This is a genomic window from Rhizobium anhuiense bv. trifolii, assembly GCF_024346605.1.
Lineage (GTDB): Bacteria > Pseudomonadota > Alphaproteobacteria > Rhizobiales > Rhizobiaceae > Rhizobium > Rhizobium anhuiense.
Genome location: NZ_CP098803.1, coordinates 3,096,238 through 3,121,880, shown reverse-complemented (window position 1 = coordinate 3,121,880; position 25,643 = coordinate 3,096,238). Strand labels below are relative to the sequence as shown.

The 25,643-nt window shown below is 62.2% G+C and carries 29 protein-coding genes and 1 pseudogene; 14 read left to right on the top strand and 16 right to left on the bottom strand.

What is annotated here, in order from left to right; all coding sequences use genetic code 11:
- The first annotated feature begins 54 nt into the window (after positions 1-54).
- Both NE851_RS24135 and NE851_RS24130 read left to right on the top strand, forming a co-directional pair.
- A complete protein-coding gene (locus NE851_RS24135) occupies positions 55-402 on the top strand; it encodes a CAP-Gly domain-containing protein (protein ID WP_028757224.1) in 348 nt (115 codons plus the stop codon).
- A 127-nt stretch (positions 403-529) separates the two neighbouring features.
- Positions 530-1,153 (top strand): hypothetical protein, encoded by a 624-nt coding sequence (locus NE851_RS24130; RefSeq protein ID WP_028757223.1) that lies wholly within the window; start codon positions 530-532, stop codon positions 1,151-1,153.
- A 22-nt stretch (positions 1,154-1,175) separates the two neighbouring features.
- Here the strand turns inward: NE851_RS24130 and NE851_RS24125 are convergent, their stop codons facing one another.
- On the bottom strand, positions 1,176-1,973 hold the full coding sequence (locus tag NE851_RS24125) for a class I SAM-dependent methyltransferase (RefSeq protein ID WP_254958223.1): 798 nt from the start codon (positions 1,971-1,973) through the stop codon (positions 1,176-1,178).
- A gap of 266 nt (positions 1,974-2,239) precedes the next feature.
- Between NE851_RS24125 and NE851_RS24120 the strand changes: the two genes are divergently transcribed.
- The gene (locus NE851_RS24120; protein ID WP_028757221.1) at positions 2,240-2,635 is read left to right on the top strand and encodes an Ohr family peroxiredoxin; all 396 of its coding nucleotides are present in this window, start codon (positions 2,240-2,242) and stop codon (positions 2,633-2,635) included.
- 118 nt (positions 2,636-2,753) lie between these two features.
- Complete coding sequence (locus NE851_RS24115) at positions 2,754-3,797, top strand: DUF3095 family protein (RefSeq protein ID WP_028757220.1); 1,044 nt, start codon at positions 2,754-2,756, stop codon at positions 3,795-3,797.
- Between the two features lie 41 nt (positions 3,798-3,838).
- On the opposite strand, the gene NE851_RS24110 is transcribed toward NE851_RS24115, so the two are convergent.
- Positions 3,839-4,255, bottom strand: a complete 417-nt coding sequence (locus NE851_RS24110; protein ID WP_028757219.1) for an NUDIX hydrolase — start codon at positions 4,253-4,255, stop codon at positions 3,839-3,841.
- A gap of 230 nt (positions 4,256-4,485) precedes the next feature.
- Here NE851_RS24110 and NE851_RS24105 point away from each other — a divergent pair, with 230 nt between their 5' ends.
- Positions 4,486-5,787 (top strand): epoxide hydrolase family protein, encoded by a 1,302-nt coding sequence (locus tag NE851_RS24105; RefSeq protein WP_028757218.1) that lies wholly within the window; start codon positions 4,486-4,488, stop codon positions 5,785-5,787.
- A gap of 25 nt (positions 5,788-5,812) precedes the next feature.
- Here NE851_RS24105 and NE851_RS24100 read toward each other — a convergent pair whose 3' ends face one another.
- The 3 genes from NE851_RS24100 to NE851_RS24090 form a co-directional block, all read right to left on the bottom strand.
- Entirely contained in the window at positions 5,813-6,286 is a 474-nt protein-coding gene (locus tag NE851_RS24100) for a MarR family winged helix-turn-helix transcriptional regulator (protein WP_082849719.1), read from the bottom strand.
- A gap of 149 nt (positions 6,287-6,435) precedes the next feature.
- On the bottom strand, positions 6,436-7,491 hold the full coding sequence (locus NE851_RS24095) for a GlxA family transcriptional regulator (protein ID WP_028757216.1): 1,056 nt from the start codon (positions 7,489-7,491) through the stop codon (positions 6,436-6,438).
- Between the two features lie 63 nt (positions 7,492-7,554).
- A complete protein-coding gene (locus tag NE851_RS24090; RefSeq protein ID WP_164735909.1) occupies positions 7,555-7,713 on the bottom strand; it encodes a hypothetical protein in 159 nt (52 codons plus the stop codon).
- On the opposite strand from NE851_RS24090, the gene NE851_RS24085 reads away from it, so the two are divergent.
- From NE851_RS24085 to NE851_RS24060, 6 genes are all read left to right on the top strand, one after another.
- Positions 7,655-8,533 carry an ABC transporter substrate-binding protein gene (locus NE851_RS24085; RefSeq protein WP_028757808.1) on the top strand — a complete coding sequence of 293 codons (879 nt, stop codon included), beginning with the start codon at positions 7,655-7,657 and terminating at the stop codon, positions 8,531-8,533. The genes NE851_RS24090 and NE851_RS24085 overlap by 59 nt on opposite strands.
- Before the next feature lie 180 nt (positions 8,534-8,713).
- The gene (locus NE851_RS24080; protein WP_063475116.1) at positions 8,714-9,466 is read left to right on the top strand and encodes an amino acid ABC transporter ATP-binding protein; all 753 of its coding nucleotides are present in this window, start codon (positions 8,714-8,716) and stop codon (positions 9,464-9,466) included.
- Positions 9,467-9,473: 7 nt separating this feature from the next.
- Positions 9,474-10,133 carry an amino acid ABC transporter permease gene (locus NE851_RS24075; protein ID WP_183907400.1) on the top strand — a complete coding sequence of 220 codons (660 nt, stop codon included), beginning with the start codon at positions 9,474-9,476 and terminating at the stop codon, positions 10,131-10,133.
- Positions 10,130-10,792 (top strand): amino acid ABC transporter permease, encoded by a 663-nt coding sequence (locus NE851_RS24070; RefSeq protein WP_183907398.1) that lies wholly within the window; start codon positions 10,130-10,132, stop codon positions 10,790-10,792. Before NE851_RS24075 ends, NE851_RS24070 begins: the two co-directional genes overlap by 4 nt.
- A 23-nt stretch (positions 10,793-10,815) precedes the next feature.
- A complete protein-coding gene (locus NE851_RS24065; RefSeq protein WP_183907396.1) occupies positions 10,816-12,045 on the top strand; it encodes an Atu1372/SO_1960 family protein in 1,230 nt (409 codons plus the stop codon).
- Position 12,046: 1 nt separating this feature from the next.
- Positions 12,047-13,258, top strand: coding sequence for an FAD-dependent oxidoreductase (locus tag NE851_RS24060; protein ID WP_183907394.1), 1,212 nt, complete (start codon positions 12,047-12,049; stop codon positions 13,256-13,258).
- A 156-nt stretch (positions 13,259-13,414) separates the two neighbouring features.
- On the opposite strand, the gene NE851_RS24055 is transcribed toward NE851_RS24060, so the two are convergent.
- Positions 13,415-14,185: a siderophore-interacting protein gene (locus NE851_RS24055; protein ID WP_254958221.1), complete on the bottom strand. Its 771-nt coding sequence runs from the start codon at positions 14,183-14,185 to the stop codon at positions 13,415-13,417.
- A 422-nt stretch (positions 14,186-14,607) separates the two neighbouring features.
- Here NE851_RS24055 and NE851_RS24050 point away from each other — a divergent pair, with 422 nt between their 5' ends.
- A complete protein-coding gene (locus tag NE851_RS24050) occupies positions 14,608-15,003 on the top strand; it encodes a hypothetical protein (protein WP_028757815.1) in 396 nt (131 codons plus the stop codon).
- A gap of 10 nt (positions 15,004-15,013) precedes the next feature.
- Here the strand turns inward: NE851_RS24050 and NE851_RS24045 are convergent.
- Positions 15,014-15,275: pseudogene (locus NE851_RS24045) on the bottom strand (FCD domain-containing protein); the annotation flags it as partial.
- Positions 15,276-15,501: 226 nt separating this feature from the next.
- On the opposite strand from NE851_RS24045, the gene NE851_RS24040 reads away from it, so the two are divergent.
- Together NE851_RS24040 and NE851_RS24035 are read left to right on the top strand one after the other, a co-directional pair.
- Positions 15,502-16,284, top strand: coding sequence for an alpha/beta fold hydrolase (locus NE851_RS24040; protein WP_183907389.1), 783 nt, complete (start codon positions 15,502-15,504; stop codon positions 16,282-16,284).
- Positions 16,285-16,360: 76 nt separating this feature from the next.
- Positions 16,361-17,320 (top strand): acetylxylan esterase, encoded by a 960-nt coding sequence (locus tag NE851_RS24035; RefSeq protein ID WP_183907387.1) that lies wholly within the window; start codon positions 16,361-16,363, stop codon positions 17,318-17,320.
- Between the two features lie 64 nt (positions 17,321-17,384).
- On the opposite strand, the gene NE851_RS24030 is transcribed toward NE851_RS24035, so the two are convergent.
- The 9 genes from NE851_RS24030 to NE851_RS23990 are packed head-to-tail and all read right to left on the bottom strand — an operon-like array spanning position 17,385 to position 25,641.
- Positions 17,385-18,377, bottom strand: coding sequence for a dihydroxyacetone kinase subunit DhaK (locus tag NE851_RS24030; protein WP_183907385.1), 993 nt, complete (start codon positions 18,375-18,377; stop codon positions 17,385-17,387).
- 51 nt (positions 18,378-18,428) lie between these two features.
- Complete coding sequence (locus NE851_RS24025) at positions 18,429-18,836, bottom strand: hypothetical protein (protein ID WP_028757820.1); 408 nt, start codon at positions 18,834-18,836, stop codon at positions 18,429-18,431.
- Between the two features lies 1 nt (position 18,837).
- Entirely contained in the window at positions 18,838-20,439 is a 1,602-nt protein-coding gene (locus NE851_RS24020) for a putative PEP-binding protein (protein WP_183907383.1), read from the bottom strand.
- Positions 20,423-20,767, bottom strand: coding sequence for an HPr family phosphocarrier protein (locus tag NE851_RS24015; protein ID WP_028757822.1), 345 nt, complete (start codon positions 20,765-20,767; stop codon positions 20,423-20,425). The genes NE851_RS24020 and NE851_RS24015 overlap by 17 nt, the downstream gene beginning before the upstream one ends.
- The gene (gene dhaM, locus NE851_RS24010; RefSeq protein ID WP_028757823.1) at positions 20,767-21,165 is read right to left on the bottom strand and encodes a dihydroxyacetone kinase phosphoryl donor subunit DhaM; all 399 of its coding nucleotides are present in this window, start codon (positions 21,163-21,165) and stop codon (positions 20,767-20,769) included. The genes NE851_RS24015 and dhaM overlap by 1 nt, the downstream gene beginning before the upstream one ends.
- The gene (gene dhaL / locus NE851_RS24005; RefSeq protein ID WP_097542336.1) at positions 21,162-21,782 is read right to left on the bottom strand and encodes a dihydroxyacetone kinase subunit DhaL; all 621 of its coding nucleotides are present in this window, start codon (positions 21,780-21,782) and stop codon (positions 21,162-21,164) included. The genes dhaM and dhaL overlap by 4 nt, the downstream gene beginning before the upstream one ends.
- 46 nt (positions 21,783-21,828) lie before the next feature.
- The gene (locus NE851_RS24000; RefSeq protein WP_183907381.1) at positions 21,829-23,469 is read right to left on the bottom strand and encodes a dihydroxyacetone kinase subunit DhaK; all 1,641 of its coding nucleotides are present in this window, start codon (positions 23,467-23,469) and stop codon (positions 21,829-21,831) included.
- 53 nt (positions 23,470-23,522) lie between these two features.
- Positions 23,523-24,551 (bottom strand): ABC transporter ATP-binding protein, encoded by a 1,029-nt coding sequence (locus tag NE851_RS23995; RefSeq protein ID WP_183907379.1) that lies wholly within the window; start codon positions 24,549-24,551, stop codon positions 23,523-23,525.
- Entirely contained in the window at positions 24,544-25,641 is a 1,098-nt protein-coding gene (locus NE851_RS23990) for an ABC transporter ATP-binding protein (RefSeq protein WP_183907377.1), read from the bottom strand. The genes NE851_RS23995 and NE851_RS23990 overlap by 8 nt, the downstream gene beginning before the upstream one ends.
- Between the last annotated feature and the right edge of the window lie 2 nt (positions 25,642-25,643).

The following is a 25,643-nucleotide window of genomic DNA, read 5'->3' as shown; positions in this document are numbered from 1 at the left end:
CCGCGGCGCGCGCTATAGATCGGTCAGGCGGATTGCCTTTCGAGAGTTTGATCCATGAGCTATGATTTCCATGTCGGCCAGAAGGTCGTCTGCATCAACGATACTTTCAAGCATGTCAGCATCGACCAACTTATCCGCAAGGGCGAGATTTATACGATCCGCTGGGTGGGTGAATATACCCACTATGTCGACGGCACGTTCATCGGGGTGAAGCTCGCGGAAATCCATCGCGGCAATGATGACGGGCCGGAAGGTTACGGTGCGGCCGACATGCCTTACCGCGCAACGCGCTTCCGGCCGCTGGTCAAGGACAAGATCGCATCGCTGCGCAAGCTTCTGGCGCCGACACCGGATGCGCCGGTGGAACCGAAGGAAAAGATCAAGAAGAAAGAGAAGGTCTGAGCACCCCGGCGACACCAGCATTTTCCTGACTTCGTGCGCGGGACATCAACACCGTTATGACGCGCTTGTGCCTCTGGTCTAGTTTGCCTGTGCGACAGTCCGCGAGGGGCAGGTTTGAGGGTGCGCCATGAGGCTGATTTCGAAAATCCTGGGGCTCTGCGCCGCCATCGCCATCATGATCGCGGCAACGGGAACGGCGGCCGCCGATCCGCTGGTTTTCACCTATCGCGGATGGCAGGTGGATCTCACCAATGCCAGGGACGCGGAGCCCGACCGGGAGATGGTCGCGGCCGTCAAACGGCAGCTCGATATTGTCGAGCATGTCGATCTAAAACCCGATGTCCTCACCTTTATGCGGTCGATCAGGATCTGGGCCAATCCGGCCGCCGCAAAGGCCGGGCCCGGCCACTACAGCAGCAAGACCGGCATCGACCTGCGCGTCAAGAGTCTTGCGTCCGACAAGCCGATCATCCTGCATGAACTTCTGCATGCCTATCACGACCGGATGCTTCCGGGCGGATTCGGCAATGCCGATGTCAAGCAATTCTTTGATATCGGCCGGCGGGTCTGGCCGGGCGATTCCTATATGATGAGCAATGATCACGAATTTTTCGCGGTCACGGCCAGCGTCTACCTGTTCGGCGACATCGACCGGCCGCCTTATTCACGCAGCCAGCTGCGGGAGAAACAGCCGCGATACTACCAGTGGCTGGCCACGCTGTTCGATGACGGCCGGCCGCCGCGGTCGTAGGGCCAGCAGCCCGCGATCCTGATCAGGCCGTCTTCCTGCTCAGGAACAGCGCGGTCTCTTTACGAACCTCAAGGACGCCGTCGGATTGCCTGAACGCATCGGCAATGGCTTGACGGAGCTTGGTGAGCTCGAGTTCGCCGGCGCTGTCGCCGGGCGGGTAGGAGGTCAGCGCCAGGAATACATCCTCGGGCTCGGTGATCCGCAGCTTTGCCGGATGCTGCGACATGGAGACGTTTCCAAACTGTGACCGCATCGATTGCTCGGCAGTGTCATATCCGAAGGCTTCGGCAGCCGGATCGGATGGCGCGCTGCCGAAGATGGTCGTCAGCGCGTAGATCTCGCCCATATTGCCGGCGCCGTTGGTTGTGACCGCAAGAGACCCGCCCGGCCTCAGCACTCTTGACATGTCGGCGATGCCGGCGTCCGGGTCGGGCAGGTGATAGAGCATATGCATCGCGACCACGGCATCGAAGACGCCGTCTTCGAAGGGAAGCGCGGCGGCATCGGCTTGGCGGCCTCGAACGGAGCCAAATGGCAATGCGCTGCAGCGCGCCACCGCCTCGTCGACCATGCCAGGCGAAAGGTCGGCGAGCGTCAGGTCAAGATTCTCCGGCAGCAGACCTGCCGTTGCCGCCCAGAACCAGGCCGGCCCGCAGCCGATGTCGAGGATACGATCGCCCGGCTTCACCGGCAGCTGCGCCGCAACCCATGGAAACCATGCCGTCTCGGCGATGGTGTATTGGCTATGCAGTCGAGCCCGCGCGGCGAGCTTCCGGCTGTCGCCGTATTGGCCTGCATTGTCTTCTGTTATGGAGGACATCCCATCTCTCTGGCTCTTCACGGGGGCATCGCCTCGAGCTTGTGAGCAGAGCGTATAGAGGGCTCGGTCGCCCGACAAGACATGACTTGCAGGTCGGGCCTCTCGCATATCGCTGTTGAGGATTGTCCGGGTACGGCGAGTTTGATTATCAAAATAATCGTATCCGATTAAATCGTAATGGTGTTGACATCGATTTTGGTGAAGCGTATTAGAACGCATCCGATTTAATCGGATACGTACAAAACCCAAACCGAAAGGATATCATCATGACCGAGAAGCTTCTCTTTACCGGCAAGACCCACATCTCCGGCGGCCGCAACGGCTCTGCGCGCAGTAGCGACGGCACGATCGACATCAAGCTGCCGCAACCGCATCCAGCTGCCGAAAACCTGTTCGGCATCGCCTGGTCGGCCTGCTATATCGGCGCCATCGAGCTTGCCGCATCACAGCGGAGGATCACCCTGCCGGCCGGTCCCGAGGTCGATGCGGAGATCGATCTGAACGGCGATAACGGCTCCTTCTTCCTCAGGGCGCGCCTCAATGTCAGCCTGCCCGGGATCGATCGCGAGGTTGCGCAGGAATTGATCGAGGCAGCCCATGGCATCTGCCCTTATTCCAAGGCGACACACGGCAATATCGACGTCGAGACCACGCTTCTCTGAGCGGGGGAAGGGAGGACCTCACTGTCAGAGGATTTGATGCGAAGGGCCCGCCGATCGGCCGGCAGACCCCTTCCTGATGTAGCAGCACCGGAAATCTTACCGATCTGGAGAACATGCCATGATCAATAGCCGCGCCCGGCCGCACAAGGCCTATGACGAGTTTTCACGCGTGCTCGATCCTGATGTCTACGAGCCGTTGCCCGATGATTGGCTGATCGGCATCACCGACGTCGTCAACTCGACCTCGGCGATCCGCTCGGGGCGCTATGAAGACGTAAACTTCGCGGGCGCATCTGTGATCGCTGCGCTCGGCAATGCCTGGGGATCGTTCGATTTTCCCTTCGTATTTCGCGGAGACGGGGCGGCTTTCGCTCTGCCGCCGCAGGGCATTATGGCCGCGACATCGGCATTGCGGCAGGTGGCAGGCTTTGCCGCAACCGATCTCGGTCTTACCCTGCGTATCGGGCTCGTCACCGTGCGGGAAATCCGTACCAGTGGGCGCGACGTGCGCGTTGCGCGCTACGCGGCTTCGGAAAGTGCGACCTATGCGATGTTTGCAGGGGGCGGCCTCAAATGGGCGGAGCAGCAGATCAAGAACGGCCGGTATCTGGTCAAGCCGGGACGCTATGCGACGAAGCCTGATCTGACCGGCCTCAGCTGTGACTGGACCCCGTTTCCGAGTCGGCAGGGCGAGATCCTGTCGCTACTGGTCGAGCCGAATGACCATACCAGTCCCGAGGCCTTTGCAGCGCTGGCAAAACGGGTGCTTGCGGTTTTCGATACCGCGCGGCGCCGGTCTCATCCGCTGTCGGAGGATATGGCTATTCCCAAGGACAGTGGGCGACAGGTCGATGCGAAAGGCTGGTCTGAGGTCGCCGCCAATTCGGATTTCCGCAAGTTCGACGACGGTTTGCGCCTGACGTTGGATTGTACGCCCGAACAGATCGACAGGGTCGAAGCCATACTCGTTGCGGCGAGGACGCGCGGCGAGATCAACTTCGGACTGCATCGGCAGTCGCATGCGCTGATGACCTGTCTCGTGCCATCGGACAGGCCGGATTCCCATCTACATTTCCTCGACGGAATGGGCGGCGGTTATGCCAGGGCGGCCGAGATGATGGAGCAAGGAGCGCTTGGCGACGCTCAGCATCATGCTCGCTGAAGACCGGTTCAGCCGGCGAGACGTCGTGACCGCCAAGAAACCTAAGCGGGCGGGCGTGTTTCCCGGCCAGCCAGGTTCGCCAGCATTTCAGTGAGCTGAGGCAACGCCAATTCGGCTTCTGTTTCTATCGCGGCGGCGGTGAACCATCTGAGTTCGGTATGTTCATCACCGATCAGTCGCGGCTGGCCGTGCCATTTATCGACGTGATAGACATGGAAAGTGGTGAATGCTTCGGGCGGGCCTTCCGATGCGAACCGTCCTGCAAACCGCCAGCGCTCCGGCGCCACGCCTATTTCTTCGATCAATTCCCGGCACATTGCCGTCTCGGCGTCTTCGCCCTCTTCGATATGGCCGCCCGGAAGGCTCCAGCGATCCGGGTGCACCTTGCGCTTTGAACTGCGTCTTGCCAGAAGAACGGTTCCGTTCCGGCTCAAAACGCCCATCGCGATGTCGGGCATGCATTCTCCTCTCCCCAATCGATCTCGCACATGCTGCCCGCAGCTACGGCTTCTTGCAATGACCGGTCGTTCATCGAGACAGTCGAGACATAGCCTGACAGGGTAAGTTGACCCCTCTATTGCCCGGGAGCATAGTCCCCGGACAGACGCGAATGACCTGCTGCTGCGAACGAGGTCGGTCAGTCGATCTTCGTCCGTTTCCTGACAGACCAAACGGAGAGGAAAGCGTCATGCCACCCACATCTCTATCAACGCCCACGCGGCGCGAGCTGCTTGCCGCCACGGCCGCCGCCGGAGCCATGAGCATGCTTGCCGGGACGCGCAGCGCTGAGGCGGACGGCGACGGGCTTAGCCCCTTCAACGTCAACTTCCCCGAGGAGGCGCTGGATGATCTGCGCCGGCGCGTGGCAGCGACCCGCTGGCCTGATAAGGAGACCGTCACGGGCGATACGCAGGGCGTGCGGCTCGCGACGATCCAGAAACTCGCGAACCATTGGGCGACGGATTACGACTGGCGCAAGATGGAGGCGCGGCTCAATGCTTTGCCGCAGTTCATCACCGAGATCGACGGGTTGGATATCCACTTCATTCATGTCCGCTCCCAGCATAAAAATGCGTTGCCGTTGATCGTCACACATGGATGGCCTGGCTCCATCATTGAGCAGTTGAAGATTATCGAACCGCTCACCGATCCGACAGCGCATGGCGGGAGCGCAGAGGACGCATTTGATGTGGTGATCCCGTCTTTGCCGGGTTACGGCTTTTCCGGGAAACCGACGGGGTCGGGGAGCTGGAACCCGCCGCGCATCGCGCACGCCTGGGCGGCGCTGATGCAGCGTCTCGGCTACACCAAGTTCGTGGCGCAGGGCGGAGACTGGGGCAATGCGGTCACCGAACTGATGGCGATACAGGAACCGCCGGGATTGCTCGGCATCCACACCAACATGGCCGCCACGGTTCCGGCTGACATCGCTAAGGCTCTGGCTGCCGGCGGTCCGCCACCCGCCGACCTGCAGCCGGAGGAAAGACAGGCCTGGGGGCAGCTCGACGATTTCTACAAGAATGGGCTGGGCTATGCCATCGAGATGAACAACCGGCCGCAGACGCTCTACGCGATCGTCGACTCGCCGGTCGGCCTCGCGGCGTGGATGCTCGACCACGACATCCGCAGTTACCGGATGATCGCGCGCGTTTTCGACGGAGAGCCCGAGGGGCTGACGAAGGACGATATTCTCGACAACGTCACGCTCTACTGGCTGACGAATACCGCAATCTCCTCGGCACGCCTCTATTGGGAAAACGCGCACCATCCCACAGGAGGATTCTTCGACCCCAGGGGTATCAAGATCCCGGTTGCCGTGAGTGTGTTTCCCGACGAGATCTATGCCGCGCCGCGGAGCTGGGCAGAGCGGGCCTACCCGAAGCTGATCCACTACAACAGGCTGGAAAAGGGCGGCCACTTCGCCGCCTGGGAGCAGCCGACGGCTTTCACTGCCGAGCTCAGGACTGCGTTCCGGCCGCTGCGGCAGTAGACCCAGGCGGAATCAGGCGACTGATTCAAGATTTCCCCGGTTCGCCCTGCATTGATCGCAGCAGGTTGTCGCGCAGCGTCGTCACCGATTTCTGAACGACGGGAAAGTCGTCGCCGAGGCCGGTGGCGCCAAGCAGCGCGTTGGCGGGATCAGATTCGACGAGTTGGCGTCCCGCCGGCGTCAGGCTGACCCGCACCTGCCGTTCGTCGGCGGGATCGCGGTGACGGGTGATATAACCATTCGATTCCAGCTTCTTGAGGATGGGCGTCAACGTGTTGGATTCGAGGAACATCTTTTCCCCCAACACGCCGACGGTTTGGTCGTCCTGTTCGGAGAGAGCCACCATGGCGATATATTGGGTGTAGGTCAGGCCAAGCTCATCCAGGATCGGCTTATAGGCGCGGCCGAAGGCGAGATTTGCCGAATAGACCGCGAAACACAGGAAATTCGAAAGTTTCCTGCCATCTGCGCCTGCCTGAGGCGAGGTGGGCGCAAGCATATCCGGCCCCTTAGCTGCTTTAGACGTCGGCATCGGTTCATCCTGTCCAGGCTTTCTAACGATGAGACCTATATAAATCGTATCCGATTAAATCGCAATGGTGTTGAAGTCGGTTTTCAATCCTGCCGCTTGTGGTCACTCGACAAAGATCAGCGGAAACTCCTGGGAGGCTTCCCATACTTCTTGCGAAAAGCGGTCGCGAAATGGGCGGAGTCGGAGAATCCGATTTCAAAGGCGATGGCAGTCATCGGAAGCGTGCTATTTTCGACCAGAAAACGGCCATAGCGCAATCTCGTCTCGACGATAAAGCGCTTCGGGGCCATGCCGATATTGTCCTGGAAGAGACGCGCGAATTGGCGTGGTGACAGACCGACGAGAGAGGCCACCTGTTCCGGTGAGACGTCGCGGCCTTTCCGACTCTCGATGAGAACGACGGCTCGCTGTATGCGCGAATCTTCTGTGCGGCGAAATGTTGAGGCGCGGCCGTGATCGAAGGCGCTCATGTGCTTCTGCTCGGTGAGCGAAAGCTGGTGCACGGCCTTGGCCGCCCGATCCGGTCCGCAATGCGTTCGGATCAGCTCCGTCATCAGCGACAGGATCGATACGCCGCCAGGCACGGTAATGCGGCCGTTTTCGATCAGGAAGTCGTCGCGCGTGGAGAAGGCAAGACGCGGGAAGGCAATCCGGAAATCCTCTGCGTGAAAGGGGTGGACGCACGCCTTGCGTCCGGTAAGCAGTCCCTCCTGAGCCAATACGAAGGCGCCCGTGCAAACACCAATTACCGGCACACCCGCCGATGCCGCCACCCTGAGATAGTCGCGATGCTTGCCGGGTGCGGCGCGCAGATGTGGCAGCAGGCCGCCGATGACCACGACGTAGTCGAAGTCGGTCGGGTTGATGTAGGGCGCGTCGGCGTGAACCCGGATGCCGCAGCTGGCCACCGCTGCATGGCCCGGAGCCCCCATGATCGACCAGCGACAATGTAATGGACGGGAATTGTCGGCAAAGTCCGCCGCATGCCTCAGAGGCTCGACGATACCCGTCAGCGACATCATCGGGAAGGTCGGCCAGAGGAGAATGCCGATGGAAAGATCGGCCTTTCGGTCGCGTGCGGCCAGAAGCCGCTCGGCCCAAAGATCGTCGAGCCAGCGCACATAGTCCGGCTCGTTGGCTGATACTTCGGAAGGTTTCTCGGATGTGATCATGGCGCATGGCAATGATAGAGAAGTCATGTCCTTTTTTCAAAGAAAATGTCCGATTTGTAAAATTCAAGGGCGACCTTCGGTGTCAAGTTTGCTCTCGTCGAACGCGACATCCGGGGAACGGAAACCACCGGACAGGGGAACCAACAAATCAAGGATCAGAACAATGGCACTTTCTCTTTCGAGAAGGATGGTGACGTGCGCTCTGCTGGCAGGGAGCTTCATGTCCCTTTCATCTATCGCCAGTGCTTTCGAGCTTGCCGAGCAGGGTAAGCTGACGGTTGCCTTTACCGGCGACATGCCCGGCTCCGGCTGGCAGGACGGGAAGCTGGTCGGCTATGACGGTGAAATCATGCAACGCATTGCCGACAAGCTCGGCCTCAAGATCCAGCCTGCGCTCATGGAATGGTCGGGTACGATCGCGTCGGTTCAGTCAGGCCGGGTCGACGTCATGCTCGGCACCATGGGCTGGACTGAAAAGCGTACGAAGATCATGACCCTGTCCGAACCGATCCACTACTTCAAGAACGGCATCATGCAATCGACGAAGACCAGCTGGGACAAGCTTTCCGATCTGGAAGGCAAGAAGATCGGCACGATCACCGGCTTTTCGTTCATTCCGGAATTGAAGAGCATCAAAGATCTCCAGCTCTCGCTCTACGACACTTCCGATGCGGCCGTCCGCGATCTTATCGCCGGGCGCATCGACGCTGTCATCGGCGATCCGCCGGTGATCTCCTACGCCATCAAGCAGAACCCTGATTGGAATATGCACTTCCTTGCCTTCACCGATAACAGTCCGGATTTCCCGCTGCTGACCGGTCTCGGTCAGGTCGTCTATGGCCTCAATCAGAAGAACGACGATCTGCGCCAGAAGATGGACGCCATCATCGCCGACATGTGGAAGACCTGCGAGATGAAGGAAATCGGCGCCCGCTACGGATTGTCGTCGGATGTCTGGTTCAAGCCTGTGGGCCAAAACTTCCGCGCCGGCGTCGATCGCCCCGCAGATTACAAGCTGCCATCCTGCGCAGCTGGCGGCTGAACGGCCGTGCGGACGGAAGCTGCAATCGGCGGCTTTCGTCCCTCTCCGCCTACTGAATAATTCCTGAAATCGGAATCGATTTCAGGAGAAAATTATGCAGCAATTCAAAGTGCTACAGCGTCCTTGGCGTGTCTGAAAAGACGCGCGGCGCTGTCGATATGATCGCATAAGGAAACGGCGATGAATGCGCTTCTCAGCGTTGCAGGCCTGCGCAAGAGCTATGGTCCTATCGAAGTTCTCAAAGGCATCGATTTCGATGTCGCGCCAGGTGAGAAGATTGCCCTGATCGGTCCGTCCGGTTCCGGAAAATCCACCTGTCTGCGCTGCATGAATTTTCTGGAAAAGCCCAGTGCCGGCGAGATCCGCCTCGATGGCGAGCGGATCGGTGTGCGCAACGGCCATGTCATGAGTGATCGGCAACTGGCACCGCAGCGCGCCGAGATGGGCATGGTCTTCCAGCTCTTCAATCTCTGGCCGCATCTGTCGGTGATTGAAAACGTGGCGATCGCAGCGCGCAAGGTGCGCGGTCTGCCTGCTGCCGAGGCACGCGAACTGGCTTTGGAGATGTTGGCCAAAGTCCATATGACACACCGCGCCGACGCCTCACCGCTCGAACTGTCCGGCGGCCAGCAGCAGCGTGTCGCGATCGCGCGGGCGCTTGCTCAGAAGCCGAAGCTGATGCTGTTCGACGAGCCGACATCCGCACTCGATCCCGAACTGGTCCAGGAGGTTCTGAAAGTAATGGAGGAACTGGCGGCCGAGGGGCGCACGATGCTGATCGTCACGCACGAGATCGCGTTTGCGCGCGACATTGCCGATCGCGTCCTGTTTCTTGACGGCGGCACCATCGTCGAAGCCGGGCCGGCCCGCCAGGTCATCACCGCTCCCCGCGAAGCGCGCACGCAAGCGTTTCTCAACAAGATCCGGCATTAGGCGCGCCATGACCGGATTTTCCATATTCTTCTCGGTCGTCGAAGGGCTCGTTGCCGGGCTTGGCGTAACCGCTTTCGTCACGATCGCCTCACTGGCGCTCGCAACCGCCTTCGGGTTTTTTCTCGCCCTGCTCAGGCAATTTGCCGGGATCAAGCTTATCAATCTGGCGATCGATGCCTGCTGCGAGATCCTCTGCAATGTGCCGGCCTTGACGCATCTGTTCATCCTCTTTTTCGGGCTTGCCAGCATCGGCGTGAAATTGACGTCGATCACGGCGGCCGTCCTGGGCCTCGGGCTCATCGGAGCGGCGATTACCTGCGCAATCTTTCGCGCCGGTTTCGCTGCGTTGCCGGGCGGGCAGGCGGAGGCGGCGCTTGCCGCAGGGTTGACCCCGCTCCAGACGATCTTTGAGATCCTGACGCCGCAGGCCATGCGGATAGCGCTTCCAGCGCTCGGGAACTACGCGGTGCAGCTTCTCAAGGATACGTCCGTCGTCTCGGCCATCGCGGCGCCGGAAATCATGTTCTTTGCCCGTTCCATGGTGACGTCGTCCTTCCAGACAACAATGATCTACGCGACGGCGGCGGCACTCTACCTGTTGCTGAGCTTGCCACTGATGCAGGCAACGCGGTTCCTCGAAAGACGTTACGGGAGATTGAAAGGATGAGCGTCTTCTTCGCGCCCTATGGTGATTATGGTGTCGAATGGCTGCCTCTGCTGTTGCGGGCGATGGTGAATACGGCCTTGCTTTCCGTTTGTGCCTTTGCCCTGGCATTCGTTTTTGGTTTGCTGCTGTCGCTCTGCCAGAAATCCAGTTTTGCAGCGCTGAGGTATTTCGCGGCCCTTTATGTGACGATCGTGCGTGGCGTGCCGCTGCTGGCGGTTTTGTTTCTGCTTTATTTCGGTTTGCCGGGTATCGGGATCGTCTTCGATGCTTTCGGCGCGGCGATTGCGGGCCTGGCATTGTGTTTCGCGGCCCAGGTCGCAGAGCTTTTCCGCGCCGGCCTGAAGGCTATACCGGCCGGGCAGAGCGAGGCAGCGCTGGCTGCTGGCTTCACCCCGGCCCAGAGCTTCGTCCTGATCATCCTGCCGCAGGTCGCGCGTGTCATTCTGGCGCCGATGATCATCACCTTCGTCTCGCTGCTCAAGGATTCTTCGCTCGCTTCGCTGATTACCGTCAACGAACTGGTCCTCACCGGGCGGTCGATGGCGACGGAGTATTTCCTGCCCTTGCAGATCTACATTGCCGTCGGCCTCTGCTATTTCGCGATAGCCTGGCCTTTCTCGGTCCTCTCGCGCCGGCTAGCCCTTCCGGCCGCCCGCTAACTCGTCATCACAAGGCCAAGACCATGACCATTGAAACGACCGTTGCCACTGGCAACGCCCGTCGGCATGCAACGCAATCGCATGAACCTCGTTGGCCGTTGATCCTCATGACGCCCGATGTCAGCGAGGCGCCTGGTGTTCCGACCGAGACGGAGTATGTGGTGCGCGCCAACTATGCGGACGCCATAGCCGAGGCGGGGGGAATTCCGTTGATCCTGCCTTATAACTTCGAGAACCTGGCATCGGCGTTGGCTCTTGCGGATGGAATCGTCCTTACCGGTGCGCGGCCGGGGACTGAGGTGACAGGCGCGCGCAGACAGTTCGAAATTCAGCTGGTCGAGCAAGCCTTGAAAACGGGCAAGCCGCTTCTCGGCATCTGCCACGGCATGCAACTGATCGGGGAATGCCTTGGAGGCAAATTTCGCACCGAGCTGCCGGCCGCCGCGATATCCCACATCCCGCAAGGGATTCCCGATGTGTTGGCGCACGAGATCACGGTCGAGCCGGACAGCGTGCTCACCAATTGGGTCGGGAAAGGTCCAGCGCGCGTCAATAGCCTGCACCGCCATGCTTTGGCCGGCGACGGACGCTTCCGTGTCGCTGCGCGGGCGCCGGACGGCACCATCGAAGCGTTCGAAGGAGAAACGGACGGCTTTTGTCTGGGCATTCAATGGCACCCAGAATACCGGCTGACTGAACTCGACAGGAATATTATGAGAGCCTTCGTCGGCCGCAGCGCAGAAGCGGCAGCCCGCAAGGCGCGCAATGTTTCATCGGTTGGAAGCAATCGCGTGCGCGAACGGCTGGCACAGCTCGAGCTTGCTCTGCCGGAAGCATCCTTGCCGCCAGGCGCGTTTTCCGGGGCTGTGCGGACCGGCAATATCATCACCGTTTCCGGTCAGGTGCCGCTGAAGGATGGCGCCGTGCTGCAGACGGGACATCTCGGAGCGGACGTCTCCATCGAAGAGGGGCGGGAATGCGCGCGCTGGGCGCTTCTCAATGCGCTTGCGCAGCTGGAGGCGGCTGCTGGCGGCTTCGGCAACATCCTGGGCTTCGTCCGGCTGGCGGGCTATGTCGCGGCAGATGCTGCTTTCGAGCGCCACGGCGCCGTCGTCGATGGGGCTTCGGAACTGCTCCGAGCGCTTTTCCCGGATCGATGGGCGCATGCCCGCATCGCGATCGGCGTAACATCCCTGCCGCGCGGGGTTCCTGTTGAAGTCGAGCTGACAGCCGTCGTCGGCGATGAGGCTTGAGATGGCGCGCGTTGCGGTGATCGGCGCCGGCGTCATCGGCGTATCGTCGGCCTATCTGATGGCCCGGGCGGGGCATGATGTGACACTTATCGATGCGGCAAGCGAGCCGGGCATGGGGGCGAGTGCCGGCAACGCCGCGCAGCTGTCCTGGGCCTATGGTGACGCAATGGCGTCGCCAGCCTTGCTGAAGCATCTGCCAGCCATTGCAATGAGCCGCGATCCGGCCTTTCGGATCCAGTGGCAACTCGATCGGGACTTTCTGTGCTGGGGTTTGAAATTTCTTGCCAATACATCGCTCAGGCGTTGGTGGAACAATACGCAGGACATCCTGCGCCTTGCCGAGCAATCCCGTCACGAACTCGCCATCCTGCTTAACGAAACCGATGTCGAATTCGATTACCGTGTCGCCGGAAAGCTGCATCTCTATGCCGATCGGCAAAGTTTTGCTGCCGCCGACTCCAGTGTGGCGCGCAAGAATGCCCTTGGCTTCGAACAGTGCCTGCTGACGCGGGTGGAGGCGGAAAACATCGAACCTGCACTCGCCGCGTATCAGGGAGAGATTGCCGGCGCCGTTTACACTCCCGGTGATGCCCTCGGCGATGCGGCTGGATTTTGCCGCCAGCTCACCATCTGGATGATCGAGCGCGGGCAGGTGTCGGCGCTTTTCGGCAGGAGGGTCTCGAGCTTCGTCCAAACGGGAGGCGTGCTGACAGGCTTGAGGTTCGAGGACCGCGACGAGCTTCGCGTCGATGCCGCCATCGTTGCGGCAGGACCGCAGATCGGTTCCCTCATATCCGATTTGCCTGAGGCCCGGGACATACGCCCCGTCAGAGGCTACTCGCTCACCATTCCAAGAACTGGCCTTGCACCCAGTATCAGCCTGACAGACGTCAAGCGAAAGCTTGCCTTTGCTGCCATCGGCGACCGTTTTCGTGTCGCCGGACTGGCAGACATCGAGCGTCCCGGGGCCGGTTTTGATGCCAGACGTTTCGACACGCTCAAGCTGGCCGCGTCGGCGGTGCTGCCCGACCTTTTCGAGCGATCGGATGAACTGATGAGATGGTCGGGCGAGCGGCCTATGACTCCGACCTCCAAGCCCATTATCGCCGCCTCCCGACGCATCAAAGGTCTTTACATCAATGCCGGTCACGGCATGTTGGGATGGACGCTTGCATTAGGTTCTGCCCGCCGCGTGGTTGATCTCTTTCAATAAGTCGGTGGCTGGCACCCGGTGCGTTCGGGCAGAGGCTGCCGAGACTTCGCTCAATTCATAGCTCTTCACATCCATCGGATCGTTCCGGATCATAAAATCGGGAACGAAGGGAGTGAGAACTCATCACCAAATGGAATCCGGAATGCGGGGTTGGTCCTAGCCGAATTTCTCGGTCGTATCGGCCTTGCCGAACACCCAGTAGCCGGATGCCTTGATCCAGCCGAGCGGGCAACCCCGCTCCAGCAGGTAGGCGCGGATATCGCGTGTTACCGAGGCTTCCGCTGCGACCCAGATGAAGGTCTCCGGCTGGATGTCGACCGTGCTCAGGAGCTTCAGCAGGGCGGTGGCGTCGGTTGCCTGTGAGAGAGGCCGATGCGCCCAGCGGACATGCAGTTCGGCTGATGTCTCGAAGGCCTGTTCTTCCAGCGGGCCGGTGACGGCTGCGACCGCGGTGATAACGGTTCCGGCGCCGCTCTCCTCGATCCGGCGACCGATCGCCGGCAGTGCCGTTTCGTCGCCGATCAACAGCCATCGTTTTACCATCTTGGAGACCACGGCGGAGCCCCTTGGTCCGCCGATCTCGAGCCTGTCGCCGGCGCGCGCGTCGATTGCCCATCGGGTCACCGGGCCTGCCTCGTGCAAGGCGAAGTCGATGGTCAGTGTCCGCTCAGCATTGTCGTAACGGCGCGGCGTGTAGTCCCGGCGTTCTTCGCCGCCATCGGCGGCCGGTACGAAAATCTTGATGTGGTCGTCGGGAGCAAGACTGATGAAATCGGCAAGATCATTGCCGGTCAATGTGATGCGACACATACCGGGGGTGACATCGACGACGCTTTCGACGGCGAGGGTGCGCCGCCGCGTGTCGTGGCGGACCCGTTCGATGCCGGGGGCAGGTGAAGCCTGATCTTTGAGTTGATTGTTGTCCATGTGTCCTCAGAAGCTTTCTTGAGCTCGATCCGCAGGACACAGTCGCGCAGATCGAAGCCGCAAAGCCGTTCGATCATACGCGTTGAGTGACGTTAACGCTTACGTGGCCGGGTGACCCGACCATTGACGGCATGATGTAGCCGACGACGGCGGCATGTGCAACCGCAAGGGAGCCGACAACGGCGATGATTGCCAAAGTTTAACTTTCCGGTGCCGTTCCGGGCCGGGCAATGATCGGTCGATCAGCGGGCAGGAATTCCGTCCGATGGAGGAGGGATTTGGCGCCCAGCCACGATAACCTCCCAAGCGCCATCTGCCCTGGTTGCTACTTTTGAGTGCAGCATAAAAGATGACACGTTTGAAGCTAATTTCCGACACTTTCCCGATCGAAGCTCTGCGCTATTGCGAGCTTTGGAGATACGATGTCGGGCATTCTTATCGCCACCCTTTTGGCAACGGTTTCAGCAAAGATTCCCGCCGGATTTGCCAGCGGTGATCTCCTTTATTCTGATTGCGGCGGCTCACGGCAGTTTGTCGTCGGATATGTCGCGGGTTGGTTGGACAAGTGGAGCCGGGACGAGTATCTGGCCCGCCGTATTTTCACCGAAGCCGTTCCTGCACCGAAGGCGATGGTGAACTCGGCTTATTTTGCCAATTCCGTCGGCGTAAACCTGTGCGTCCCGGTTGGAACCACCGCTGAGGCGATCGGCAATACGTTGTGTAGATTCCTGGATGAGAACCCCGGCATACGCGAGGCCACCGGCGACGAACTGATGACGACCTTGATGGCCTATAAATACCGTTGCCCCGTGCCGTAGGACGTCAAGCTCATATCAGCTTGCCGGCCTCGATAAACCGGCTGAGCGAGGTGGCGGCGTTCAGCATGTGGGCGCGCATGCGCCGTGATGCCATCTCGCCGTCGGCGATCGCCTGCATGATAGCTTCATGTTTGTCCTGAGATCGGCGCAGCCGTTCGCCCTGGCGCAGTGTGTGCGCCGGAAGGGGCATGCGGTTGCGCATGGCGACGCCTGCCGGCAAGGACGCCATTGTGCGCGGTGGGATGGATGGCTTCATGGACCGGATGGGAATACATAAGTCTCCAGCAAGCAGGCTTCTGCATAGATGAAGCCGCTTCAAATGCCGAGTTTGAATATGCGGGAGCGCAACGGGGCGAAGGTTGACGCCTTGCGCCGGGCAAGGCGAACCATCCCGACATCGCATTGTAGATCAGCCGATTTCGACTGGGCTTCGGTTCTTCAGGCTTGAGCCGACATGCTTTCGATCTTTCAATTTCTTGACCCACAAGGAACCAGATCATGATGATGAACAGACGGACTTTCTCGGCCGCCCTTGTTGCCGGCGCCGCCGCTTCTCTGCTCGCCACCCGCGGCATGGCCGCGACATCCGCTCCGGTGAAGGCGCGCAACGTCGTGCTGGCGCACGGGCTGTTTGCCGACGGCTCGTGCTGGACCGAGGTGATCGCGCGCCTGCAGGCGGCCGGGCTCAATGCCACCGCTGTGCAGAATCCGCTGACGACGCTGCCCGAGGCCGTCGCTGCCGTGAAGCGAGTGCTCGACCGGCAGGACGGCCCGACAGTTCTGGTCGGGCATTCGTTTTCCGGCATGCTCGTGACCGAGGCCGGCGTTCACCCTGATGTTTCGGCGCTCGTTTATGTCGCAGCCCGGGCGCCGGATGCGGGCGAGGATTATACCGCTCTCGCCAAGACCTTCCCGACTCCACCGGCTTCGGCCGGCATCGTCTTCGACGGTGACGAGGGCCGGCTCAGCGAGGAGGCCTTCCTGCGTGATTTCGCCGGCGACCTGCCGGAGGCGAAGGCGAAAGTGCTCTATGCCGTGCAACAACCGTTCCAGAAAGAGCTGCTGACCGGCAAGACAACGCAGGCCGCCTGGCATTCCAAGCCGAGTTGGTATGCCGTCTCGACCGAGGACCGGACGATCAATCCCGATCTTGAACGCTTCATGGCCAAGCGCATGGGCGCGAAGACGATCGAGCTGAAGGCCAGCCACCTTTCACTGATCTCCCATCCCGACGAGATCACCCGACTGATCCTCGAGGCGGCGGGGCAGAATACGGACTGAGCCAGGCCCGCGGCTGGTGGAGGTGGGCGTGGATCCCAGGCTTGCGCAGCCCGCCGTTTCACGGGACAAAGCCCGGATGAGCATTCCGAAGACACACCCCTTTGATTTCGATCCCACCTACGGCATGCGGCTCGAAGAGCTTCTCGCGGTTCAACCGCCGGAGGCGCCCGAGGGTTTCGACGATTTCTGGGAGGCGCGGTATCGCAGGGCGCTGGCGGTCGATCCGCAGCCGGTGCTTTCGCGCAGTCGGATCACCCATCCCGACTGGCATGTGCTCGATCTCGTCTATCTCTCCACAGACGCATTCCGGATCGGCGGCTGGCTCATCCTGCCGCGTGAAGGGGAGGTCCGGCGCGGTCTGGTCGTCGGCCATGGTTACGGCGGGCGGGATCGTCCTGATTTCGAGCTGCCGATCAAGGAAACGGCGATCCTCTTTCCCTGTTGCCGCGGGCTGTCGCTCAGCGCCCATCCGCCAATCTCCCAGAATCCGTCCTGGCATGTGCTGCACGATATCGAAAAGCCGGACTCCTATATTATCGGCGGCTGTGTCGAGGATATCTGGCTTGCCGTTTCCACGATTGTCGCACTCTACCCCTGGCTCTCCGGCCATATCGGCTATAGCGGCATCAGCTTCGGTGGCGGGGTCGGGGCGATGGCGATCGCCTATGATGAGCGCATCGATCGCGGCCATCTGGCACTGCCGAGCTTCGGGCACCAGCAGCTACGGCTGAAGCTTCCAACTGTCGGCAGCGCCCAGTCGGTGCAGGAATATCAGGCAGAACATGGAAATGCGCTCGAGACGCTGCGCCTCTACGATGCGGCGACCGCCGCCAGACGGATCAGGGTGCCGATGCTGACGGCCGTCGCCCTTTTCGATCCTGCGGTGGCACCGCCCTGCCAGTTCGCTGTCGCCAATGCGATACCGAAACCAAATGAGATCTTCATCCTGGATGCGGGGCATTTCGACTATCCTGGCAGCGCTGAGCAAGAGGCCGCTCTCCGCGACAGGGTCGGTCAATTCTTCGGAGTGCCATGAACCGCAATTCGGCATCGATTTAAGAATAAAGTTATCTCCTGGAGAGACGCACGGCAGGATGCGGTCACGGCCAATGCAGCGCCGCCGTTGCCACCGGCGCGTCCCAGAGCGCGAGTTCCTCGTCGGTCAGCAAGGCGAGGGTGACGGACAATCCCTGCATGTCGAGCGAGGTGACGTAGGTTCCAACAAGCGAGCGCTCGATCGGCATGGCTTTTTCCTCGATGAAACGGCGAGCACTGTTATAGGCGAGGTAGAGTTCGGCCGGCGGCGTGCCGCCGAGGCCGTTGACGAAAAGCAGGGCGCTGGCGCCCCGCGCCACCGTGATATCGTCGGCGATGGTCTCGCAGAGCTGGCCGATGATGGCGTCGGCGGCGGAGAAGGGCAGCCTGGCATGGCCGGGCTCGCCATGGATGCCGACGCCCATTTCCATCTCGCCGGGTCCGAGCGAAAACGTGCTGCGTTCGGTCTGCGGCACCGTCACGCCGTTGAGCGCCACACCCATCGAGCGGATCCGCGAGTTCAGTCCCTCGCCAAGTTGTTTCAGCCCGGCAAGCGGCATGCCGCGTTCGGCCGCGGCACCGAGGATCTTTTCGACGATCAGCGTGCCGGCGACGCCGCGCCGGCCGCGGCCTTCGCCTGTTCTCGACGTTTCGATATCGTCGCTGACGACGACCATGTCGAGGCTGTGGCGGTCGCCGGCCATCTCGATCGCCATTTCGAAATTCATCAGGTCGCCGTCGTAATTCTTGACCACGAGCAGGCAGCCGGCGCCGGTATCGGTCTCTTCGATGGCGGCGATGATCTGGCTTGGCGTCGGCGAGGTGAAGATATGGCCGACGCAGGCGGCATCCAGCATGCCCTGGCCGACGAAGCCGATATGCATCGGTTCATGGCCGGCGCCGCCGCCTGAAATCAGCGCCACCTTGCCTGACGTGAGATGGCGGCGGCGGATGCATTTGCGCTCAGCCCCGAACACCACGAAAGCCTCATGGGCGCGCACGAAGCCTTCGACGCTTTCGGCGACCATGGTTTCCGCAGTGTTCATGAACTTCTTCATCAAGCCTCTCCCAAGGCTAAAGACATTACGTTACGTCAATCAGCTCACTCGTCATTCCGCACCCGATATCGCGACGATTTTCTGCACCAGATCCGAGATCGCCTCTTCCAGCAGGCGGTTTTTCCTGTCGTCACCGAAATCTGGCACCATCAGCGACAGGTGCCGCAACTTCTCGGAATGGCCGAGATCCGGCAGCTTGCCGGGATGGGCGGCCTGATAGGCTTCGAGAAAACGCTCCTGTTCGGCACCGCTGAAATGGCAGACGCGAACGATGGTCGCGAGATGGCGCGCCGGCAGCGGCGTCGCATAGGTCGGGCTGGTGATCTGGGTGACGAAGCTTCGATGTTTTCCAAGCGCCGTCGCCAGGCGCTGGCGTGTGCCCGATGGCCTGTTGTCGATGATCTGCGCCAGAATGGACTTGTAGGCGATAATGGCGTCTTCGGTGTCTTCGCGCGCCATCCTATTCTCCGGCTGCCCTTGTGCCATCGGCGTTGAGGCCGATGATCGCCGATCTTATCGCGGGACGCCGGGCCGGCGCCACGGAAAAATGCCGGAGGCCGGCGGCGAGCAGCCCGGGCAGATAGTGCGGATTGCCGGCCATGTCGCCGCAGATGCTGACGGGCTTGCCGGCGGCAAGCTTGACCGCTTGGGCAATCAGCCGGAGCACGGCGGGTGCGGCCTTGCCGGTATCGGCTTCGCTGCTGTCGCGGGTCGAGGCGGCGAGATATTGGGTGAGATCGTTGGTGCCGAACGAGAAGAATGCTGCCGAGCCGAAGGTGTCGAGCATCAATGCGGCTGCTGGCACCTCCACCATCATGCCGATCGGCGGCATCCGGTGGGGCAAGGCACGGCGGCCGAGTCTTTCGGCTTCTTCGCGAAATATGTCCCGCATCCTGTCGATTTCGTCGGGAAAAGTCACCATCGGCAGCATCACCGATAGCCTGCCGAAGACGGCGGCGCGCAGCAGGGCGCGGGCCTGCACGCGAGCGATTTCCGGCTGAGCGAGCAACAGCCGAATGCCACGCAAGCCCGAGGCGAGAGCCGGCAGGTCTTCGAGGCCGGCGAGCGGCTTGTCGCCGCCGATATCGAGCATTCTTATGATCACCGGCTTATCGCCCGCCCGCTCCAGCACCCGGCGGTAGATCGCCAGCTGGCGTTCCTCATTGGCGGCATCGGCGACCGAGGCAACTGAAAATTCCGAGCGCATCAGGCCGACGCCTGCCGTTGCCGGATCGAGTGCATCGATCTCGGCGGGATCGTTGATGTTGATGGACAGCTGGATCGGCACACCGTCGGCGGTGCGCAGCTCGCCGCTTGCGATCTGCGTGTCGGCGGCGGGCATTTGTGCAGGTGCCAGGGGCGGGATCAGCATGCCGCCAGCCTGCAGGATCACCGCACCGACGTCGCCATCCACGCTGACGGGATCTCCGTCGGCGGCCGAAAAGCGACCCGTGCCGACCACCATCGGCACCGATTTCGCCCGGGCGAGCAAGGCGACGTGGCCGGCCGCGCTGCCGGCAAACAGCGCAATGCCGCCGCCCTTCGACCAGTCATGGGCGAGGAAGCGGCTGGGCTCCATGTCCTTGCCGACGAAGACCGAGCCGGTCGGGAAATCGGCGATCGGGTTGCCGGCGAGCGCGCCGAGCACACGATTCTTGATGTCGAGAATGTCGACGGCGCGCGCGCGCATCTGCTCCTCGTCGGCCGCTTCGAGTTCGTCGATATAGGCGTCGAGCGTGGTGACCCAGGCAAAGACGACGTTCTCATCGGCTTGCATGCGCGCGCCGGTCGCTTCCGCAATCGTCGGATCGCGCAGCACCTCGATCTGGAAATCGATGATATCGCGGCTTTCGGCGTCAGTGCCCTCGGCAAGGCGCTCGAGTTCGCCGATCGAGATGTCGATCGCCTTCTCCAGCGCGCCGTATCCGCCGGCCGCGTTGGGCACAGGGGGGACGTCCGGCCGCTCCGCGGAAGGAGACTTCGGCTCTTCCGCGAGAAAGGCCGGGCCGGATGCGATGCCCGGGGATGCGCTCTTCGCTTTCAGTCTAAGCGGTTCGGCCATGTTTCTTTTCCTCATCGAAGTTGCGCTCGATGAGTTCCTTGAGGGCGCGGATCGCCTCTTCGGCGAGGATACCGTCGGCGCGGATCCGGAGGATCGACCCTTTGCGAATTCTCGCGCCCATGATCTTGATGATGCTCTTGCCGTTCAGCCAGACATCGCTGCCGTTGACGGCGACCTCGATCGAGCAGGGGAAGGACTTGGCAAGCCGCGTGAAGGTGACGGAGGGACGGGCATGCAGCCCGACGCCGTGCTTGACTTCCACTTCCGTCTGGCAGTTCAGGTGCAATGGCTCGGGCTCCTGCTTTTCACTACGCAATCCGCTCGTCATCAAGGGGACAGTTCCTCGGCTGTGGCGACGACCTTGGCCAGCGATGCGCCCCCCGACGCCTCGGCGGCGGCGATGACGGCGCCCTCGACCAAAGGCGCGTTGCAGATGGAGACGAGCGCCGCGCGGGGAAGCCCCAGCATTTCGATCGCCATCTCGCTGTTGGTCTCGGCGCCGCCGAGATCGACGAAGACGGCGACGCCGGCATCGGACCAGGCCGCCTCGATCGCCTTGAGGATGCCGCCGGCATCGGTGCCGAGCTCGCCGTGGACGTTGCCGCCCGACCAGGCGAGCGGCAAGCAGTCGCCGACCATCTGCCGCACCATGTCGGCGATGCCCCTTGCCACCAGCGGCGAGTGGGAGACGATCACGATGCCTACGTTTGTGGTCTTTCCATTCATTGCTGACGGTGCTCCCCGAGATAGCGGCAGATCGCCGTGGTCAGCAGCGCGCAGCTCGACGCGCCGGGGTCGACATGGCCGATCGAACGGTCGCCGAGATAGGCGGCGCGCCCGCGCATCGCCTTCATCGCGGCCGTCCTGTCGGCGGAGCGCTCGGCTTTGCGGGCGATGTCACCGAGCGGGGACCGCTTCGCCAGCGCGGCATGCACGGGATAGAGCACGTCGAGCAGGGTCTTGTCGCCGGCATGCGCCCGCCCGCGTCTGGCGACGGCGTCGATCGCCTGTTTCAGCACCTGCGAAAAATCGGCCTTTTCCTCGCTTTTGCGAAGCTCGCGGCCGATCTCCATCAGCAGCGTGCCGTAGAGCGGCCCGGCCGCGCCCCCGACATTCATTACCAGCGTCAGTCCGATTTTTTCCACGGCTTCGGGAAAGGGCAGGCTGGACAGGCTTTCGCCTTCGGCGCTCACCGCCTCGCAGCCGCGCCGCATATTGGTTCCGTGATCGCCATCGCCGATGGCGCGGTCGAGCGCGCAGAGGTGATCTGTATTATCAGCGATCGTCGCGCGGCACACCTCGATCAATCCCGCCACAAGCACCGGTTCCGCCTGCACTGCCATCCTCCCTGTCGCCGCGCCTCCCGCGGGCTTTCAAACGTCTCTTTGGTCAGGCGAGGCTTGCCGCCACGCCGAACGCGCCGGCAACCGCGACGGCGCCGGGATCGGCGACGCCCGCCAGATCTCTTTCGCCGACATAGGAGGCGCGTCCGGCTCTCGCCTTCAACATCGTCTTTGTCGACTCCGCACCCGCTGCCGCTGCCCTTGCCGCCGCGGTGATATCGCCGGATTCGAGCGCCTGCAGCGCTGGCGACAGCGCATCGACCATCGTCCGGTCGCCGACTCCGGCTCCGCCATAGAACGTCATCCTGTCGAGCCCGGCAAGCAGGGCGGCTGATATATCGGCTTTATCGGCCATCGCCTTTGCCGCCGCGGTGAAGAAGATCGACAGCAGCACGCCGCTCGACCCGCCCATGCTGGTGCCGAGAATGTCGCCGAGGCAGGCAAGCGTTGCCGCCGGTCGGTCGAGCGGCAGCATGTCCAAGCGGGCAAGCACGCTGCGGGCGCCTGCGGCGACCGTCGAGCCGGTATCGCCGTCGCCGACGCGGCCGTCCAGCCGGTTGAGCTCGCTTTCCTGCGAGATCAGATGCTCGCAGAGCGCCGTGATCAAGCGCCGGTTGCGGGTGTTTTCCCCGGCCACGGCCGCGCCGTTCAAGCCGGCCGCCGTTCTCGGTGCGGCGATGATGCTGATCTCGTGGCGTTCGACGGCCGGCACCCAAGCATGCGGTTCGACCGCCGCCGTCAGCGCCGTCTCGCGAACAGCGTCCAGCCGGATCAGCGACAGCGAGAAGCCGTTCATGTTGAGCGCGGTCATCATCGGCGCCGGGCCGATGATCAGTTGTATGCGAGCGGCGAGGCTGGAGGACAGTACTGCTTTGGCAATGACGGTCATTTCGAGCGGCGGCACGGCGCCGAGATTGTTGATGAGGAGGGCATGGCTTGCGCCTTCGCGCAGCGCAGGCGACAGGCGCGCCACCATGGTGGCGACGATATCGGCGACCGGCTGCAGGGTGATGCGCTCGACGCCGGGCTCGCCATGGATGCCGAGGCCGAGTTCACCTTCATCAGCACCGAGACGGTCCTCATGCGCCTGACCGGGCACGCTGCAGGTGGACAGCGACATGCCGAGCGAGACAATGTCGCCGGCGGCGGCGGCGGCATGGGCCGCGACCGTTTGCAGATCGTCGCCCCTTTCGGCGTGATAACCTGCGATCTTGTGGACGAACAGCGTGCCGGCGACGCCGCGCGGCTGGTTGATGCCGGGGATGGCGATATCATCGGCGACGATGACCATCTCGACGTCGAAGCCTTCGGCGCGCGCCTTTTCGGCGGCGAGGCCGAAATTCAGGCGGTCGCCGGTATAGTTCTTGACGATCAGCAGGGAGCCCTTCGGGCCGGTCACGGCACGGATTGCCGTCAGCACGGCATCGACGCTCGGCGAGGCGAAGATTTCGCCGGAGACGGCTGCCGTCAGCATGCCCTTGCCGACGAAGCCGGCATGGGAGGGTTCGTGGCCGGCGCCGCCGCCGGAGATGATCGCCACCTTCGATTTGTCCCAGTCGGCGCGCAGGATCACCTTGATGTCGGGAAAGCTGTCGAGGCGGGCGAGACGACCATTGCTGCTCGTCAGAAGCAGACCGTCCAAGGCTTCGGTGACGATGTTTTCCCTGCGATTGAAGAAATGTTTCATCGATTGAGACCCGTCTGTTTGTTTTTCATGCCATCATCGTGTCTGTTTGCCGGTCAGGACAGGCGCTGTCCAGCCGCATCGAAATAAAGCGGATCGCGCAGCGTCAAGCTGATCCGGTCACCCGGTGCGATCGCCAGATAAGGATCCGCAAGTGTGACGAGCTTGTGATCCCGCGCCGGCTGCTTGGGATCGGCAACCCTGATGTGCAGATGGTTCTGGTCGCCGAGATGCTCGATCCAGTCGATCTCCGCATTGGCGTCCTTGCCGACGATGATATCGAGATGTTCGGTGCGGGCGCCGACGGTCTTCGTACCGGCCGGCGGCTGGCCGCCCGGCAGCAGGTCGGCCGGTAGAAGGTTGATGTGCGGCTGGCCGAGGCGGGCGGCGACGTGCAGGTTGGCGGGATTGCCGTAGATCTCGCGCGGCGTTCCCACCTGCATCAGCCTTCCCTCGGCGACGATGCCGATGCGGTCGGCCATGGTCATGGCTTCCACCTGGTCATGGGTGACGTAGAGCAGCGTCGAGCCCAGTTCCTTCTGGATACGCTTCAGTTCCAGGCGCAGTTCGGCGCGCAGCTTGGCGTCGAGCGAGGACAGTGGCTCGTCCATCAGATAGATGGCCGGCCGGCGCACCAGCGCCCGGCCGATCGCGACACGCTGCATTTCGCCCCCGGAAAGCCTGGTCGAGCGGTTCTCGAGTTTATGGTCGATCCGGACCATGCGCGCGACCTCGCGCACGCGCCGATCGATCTCCTCGGCGCTCAGCTTGCGGACCGGCGCCTTCAGCGGGAAGGCGAGATTCTCGTAAACCGTCATATGCGGATAGAGCGAATATTGCTGGAAGACGAAGGCGACGTCGCGTTCGGCGGGGGCCTCAGTGGCGACATTGCGGCCGCCGATCTCGATGCGGCCGCTATCTGGTCTTTCCAAGCCGGCGATCAGCCGCAGCGTCGTGGTCTTGCCGGCACCCGTGGGACCGAGCAGCACGACGAACTCGCCGTCACGGATCGAAAGATCGAGATCGGCCAGAGCCTGGGTATCGCCGAAGCGCTTGGCGAGATTCCTGAGGACGACATCAGCCATGCCGGGTCTCCTGATAGAGTGAGGACGGCACCGCGCGGCCCGACCTGCAGTCGAAGAGTGCGAGTTTTGCCGGATTGAATTCCAGGCCGACCCTCTCGCCGATCCGGAAGCTGCGATTGGCTGGAACGCGGGCCCTGATCAGGCCGCCCGGGGTTTCCACGGCGACGACCTGGTTGGTGCCGAGATATTCGCTGCCATAGACGGCGCCGCGGAGCGCCGAGGCATCGCTGAAGCGGATATGCTCCGGCCGGACGCCGAGCGCCAGTTCGCTCTCGGCCATGTCCTGGTGGATTTCGGGAACGGCGACATCGATGCCGTCGAGCAGGATGGAGCGGTCGCCGCTTTTCAGGCCCGAGGTGAAGCGCATGAAGTTCATCGGCGGCGAGCCGATGAAATCGGCGACGTACATGGTCGCCGGCTTGGCATAGATCTCTTGCGGCGTGCCGAACTGCTCGATGACGCCATGGTTCATGACGGCGATCTTGTCGGCCATCGCCATTGCTTCGTGCTGGTCATGGGTGACGTAGACGGTGGTCGCGTGGATGCGGTTGTGCAGTTCGCGCAGCTCATGAACCATGACCTCGCGGAATTCGGCATCGAGCGTGCCGAGCGGCTCGTCCATCAAGAAGCATTTCGGGCGCCGGACGATGGCGCGGCCGAGCGCCACGCGCTGGCGGTCGCCGCCGGCAAGGCCGGACACCGAGCGGTCGAGAATATGGTCGATCTGCAGCAGGCGCGCCGTCTCCTCGACGCGGGCTCGGATTTCGGCCTTGGCCATGCCCTGCGACAGCAGCGGGAAGCCGATATTCTTACGCACGTTCATATGCGGGTAGAGCGCGAAGAGCTGGAAGACGAAGGCGATGTCGCGGGCGCTGGCGCGGTTGACAGTGACGTCCTCGCCGTCGAGATAGATCTTGCCGCTCGACGGCAGCTCGAGGCCGGCGATCATGCGCAGCGTCGTCGTCTTGCCGCAGCCGGAAGGTCCGAGAAGCGCCAGGAACTCGCCGTCATGGACGGTGAAGCTCGAATCCTGAACGGCGACGAAACTGCCGAATTCCTTGCGGAGATTTTCGATCCGGATATCCGCCATGG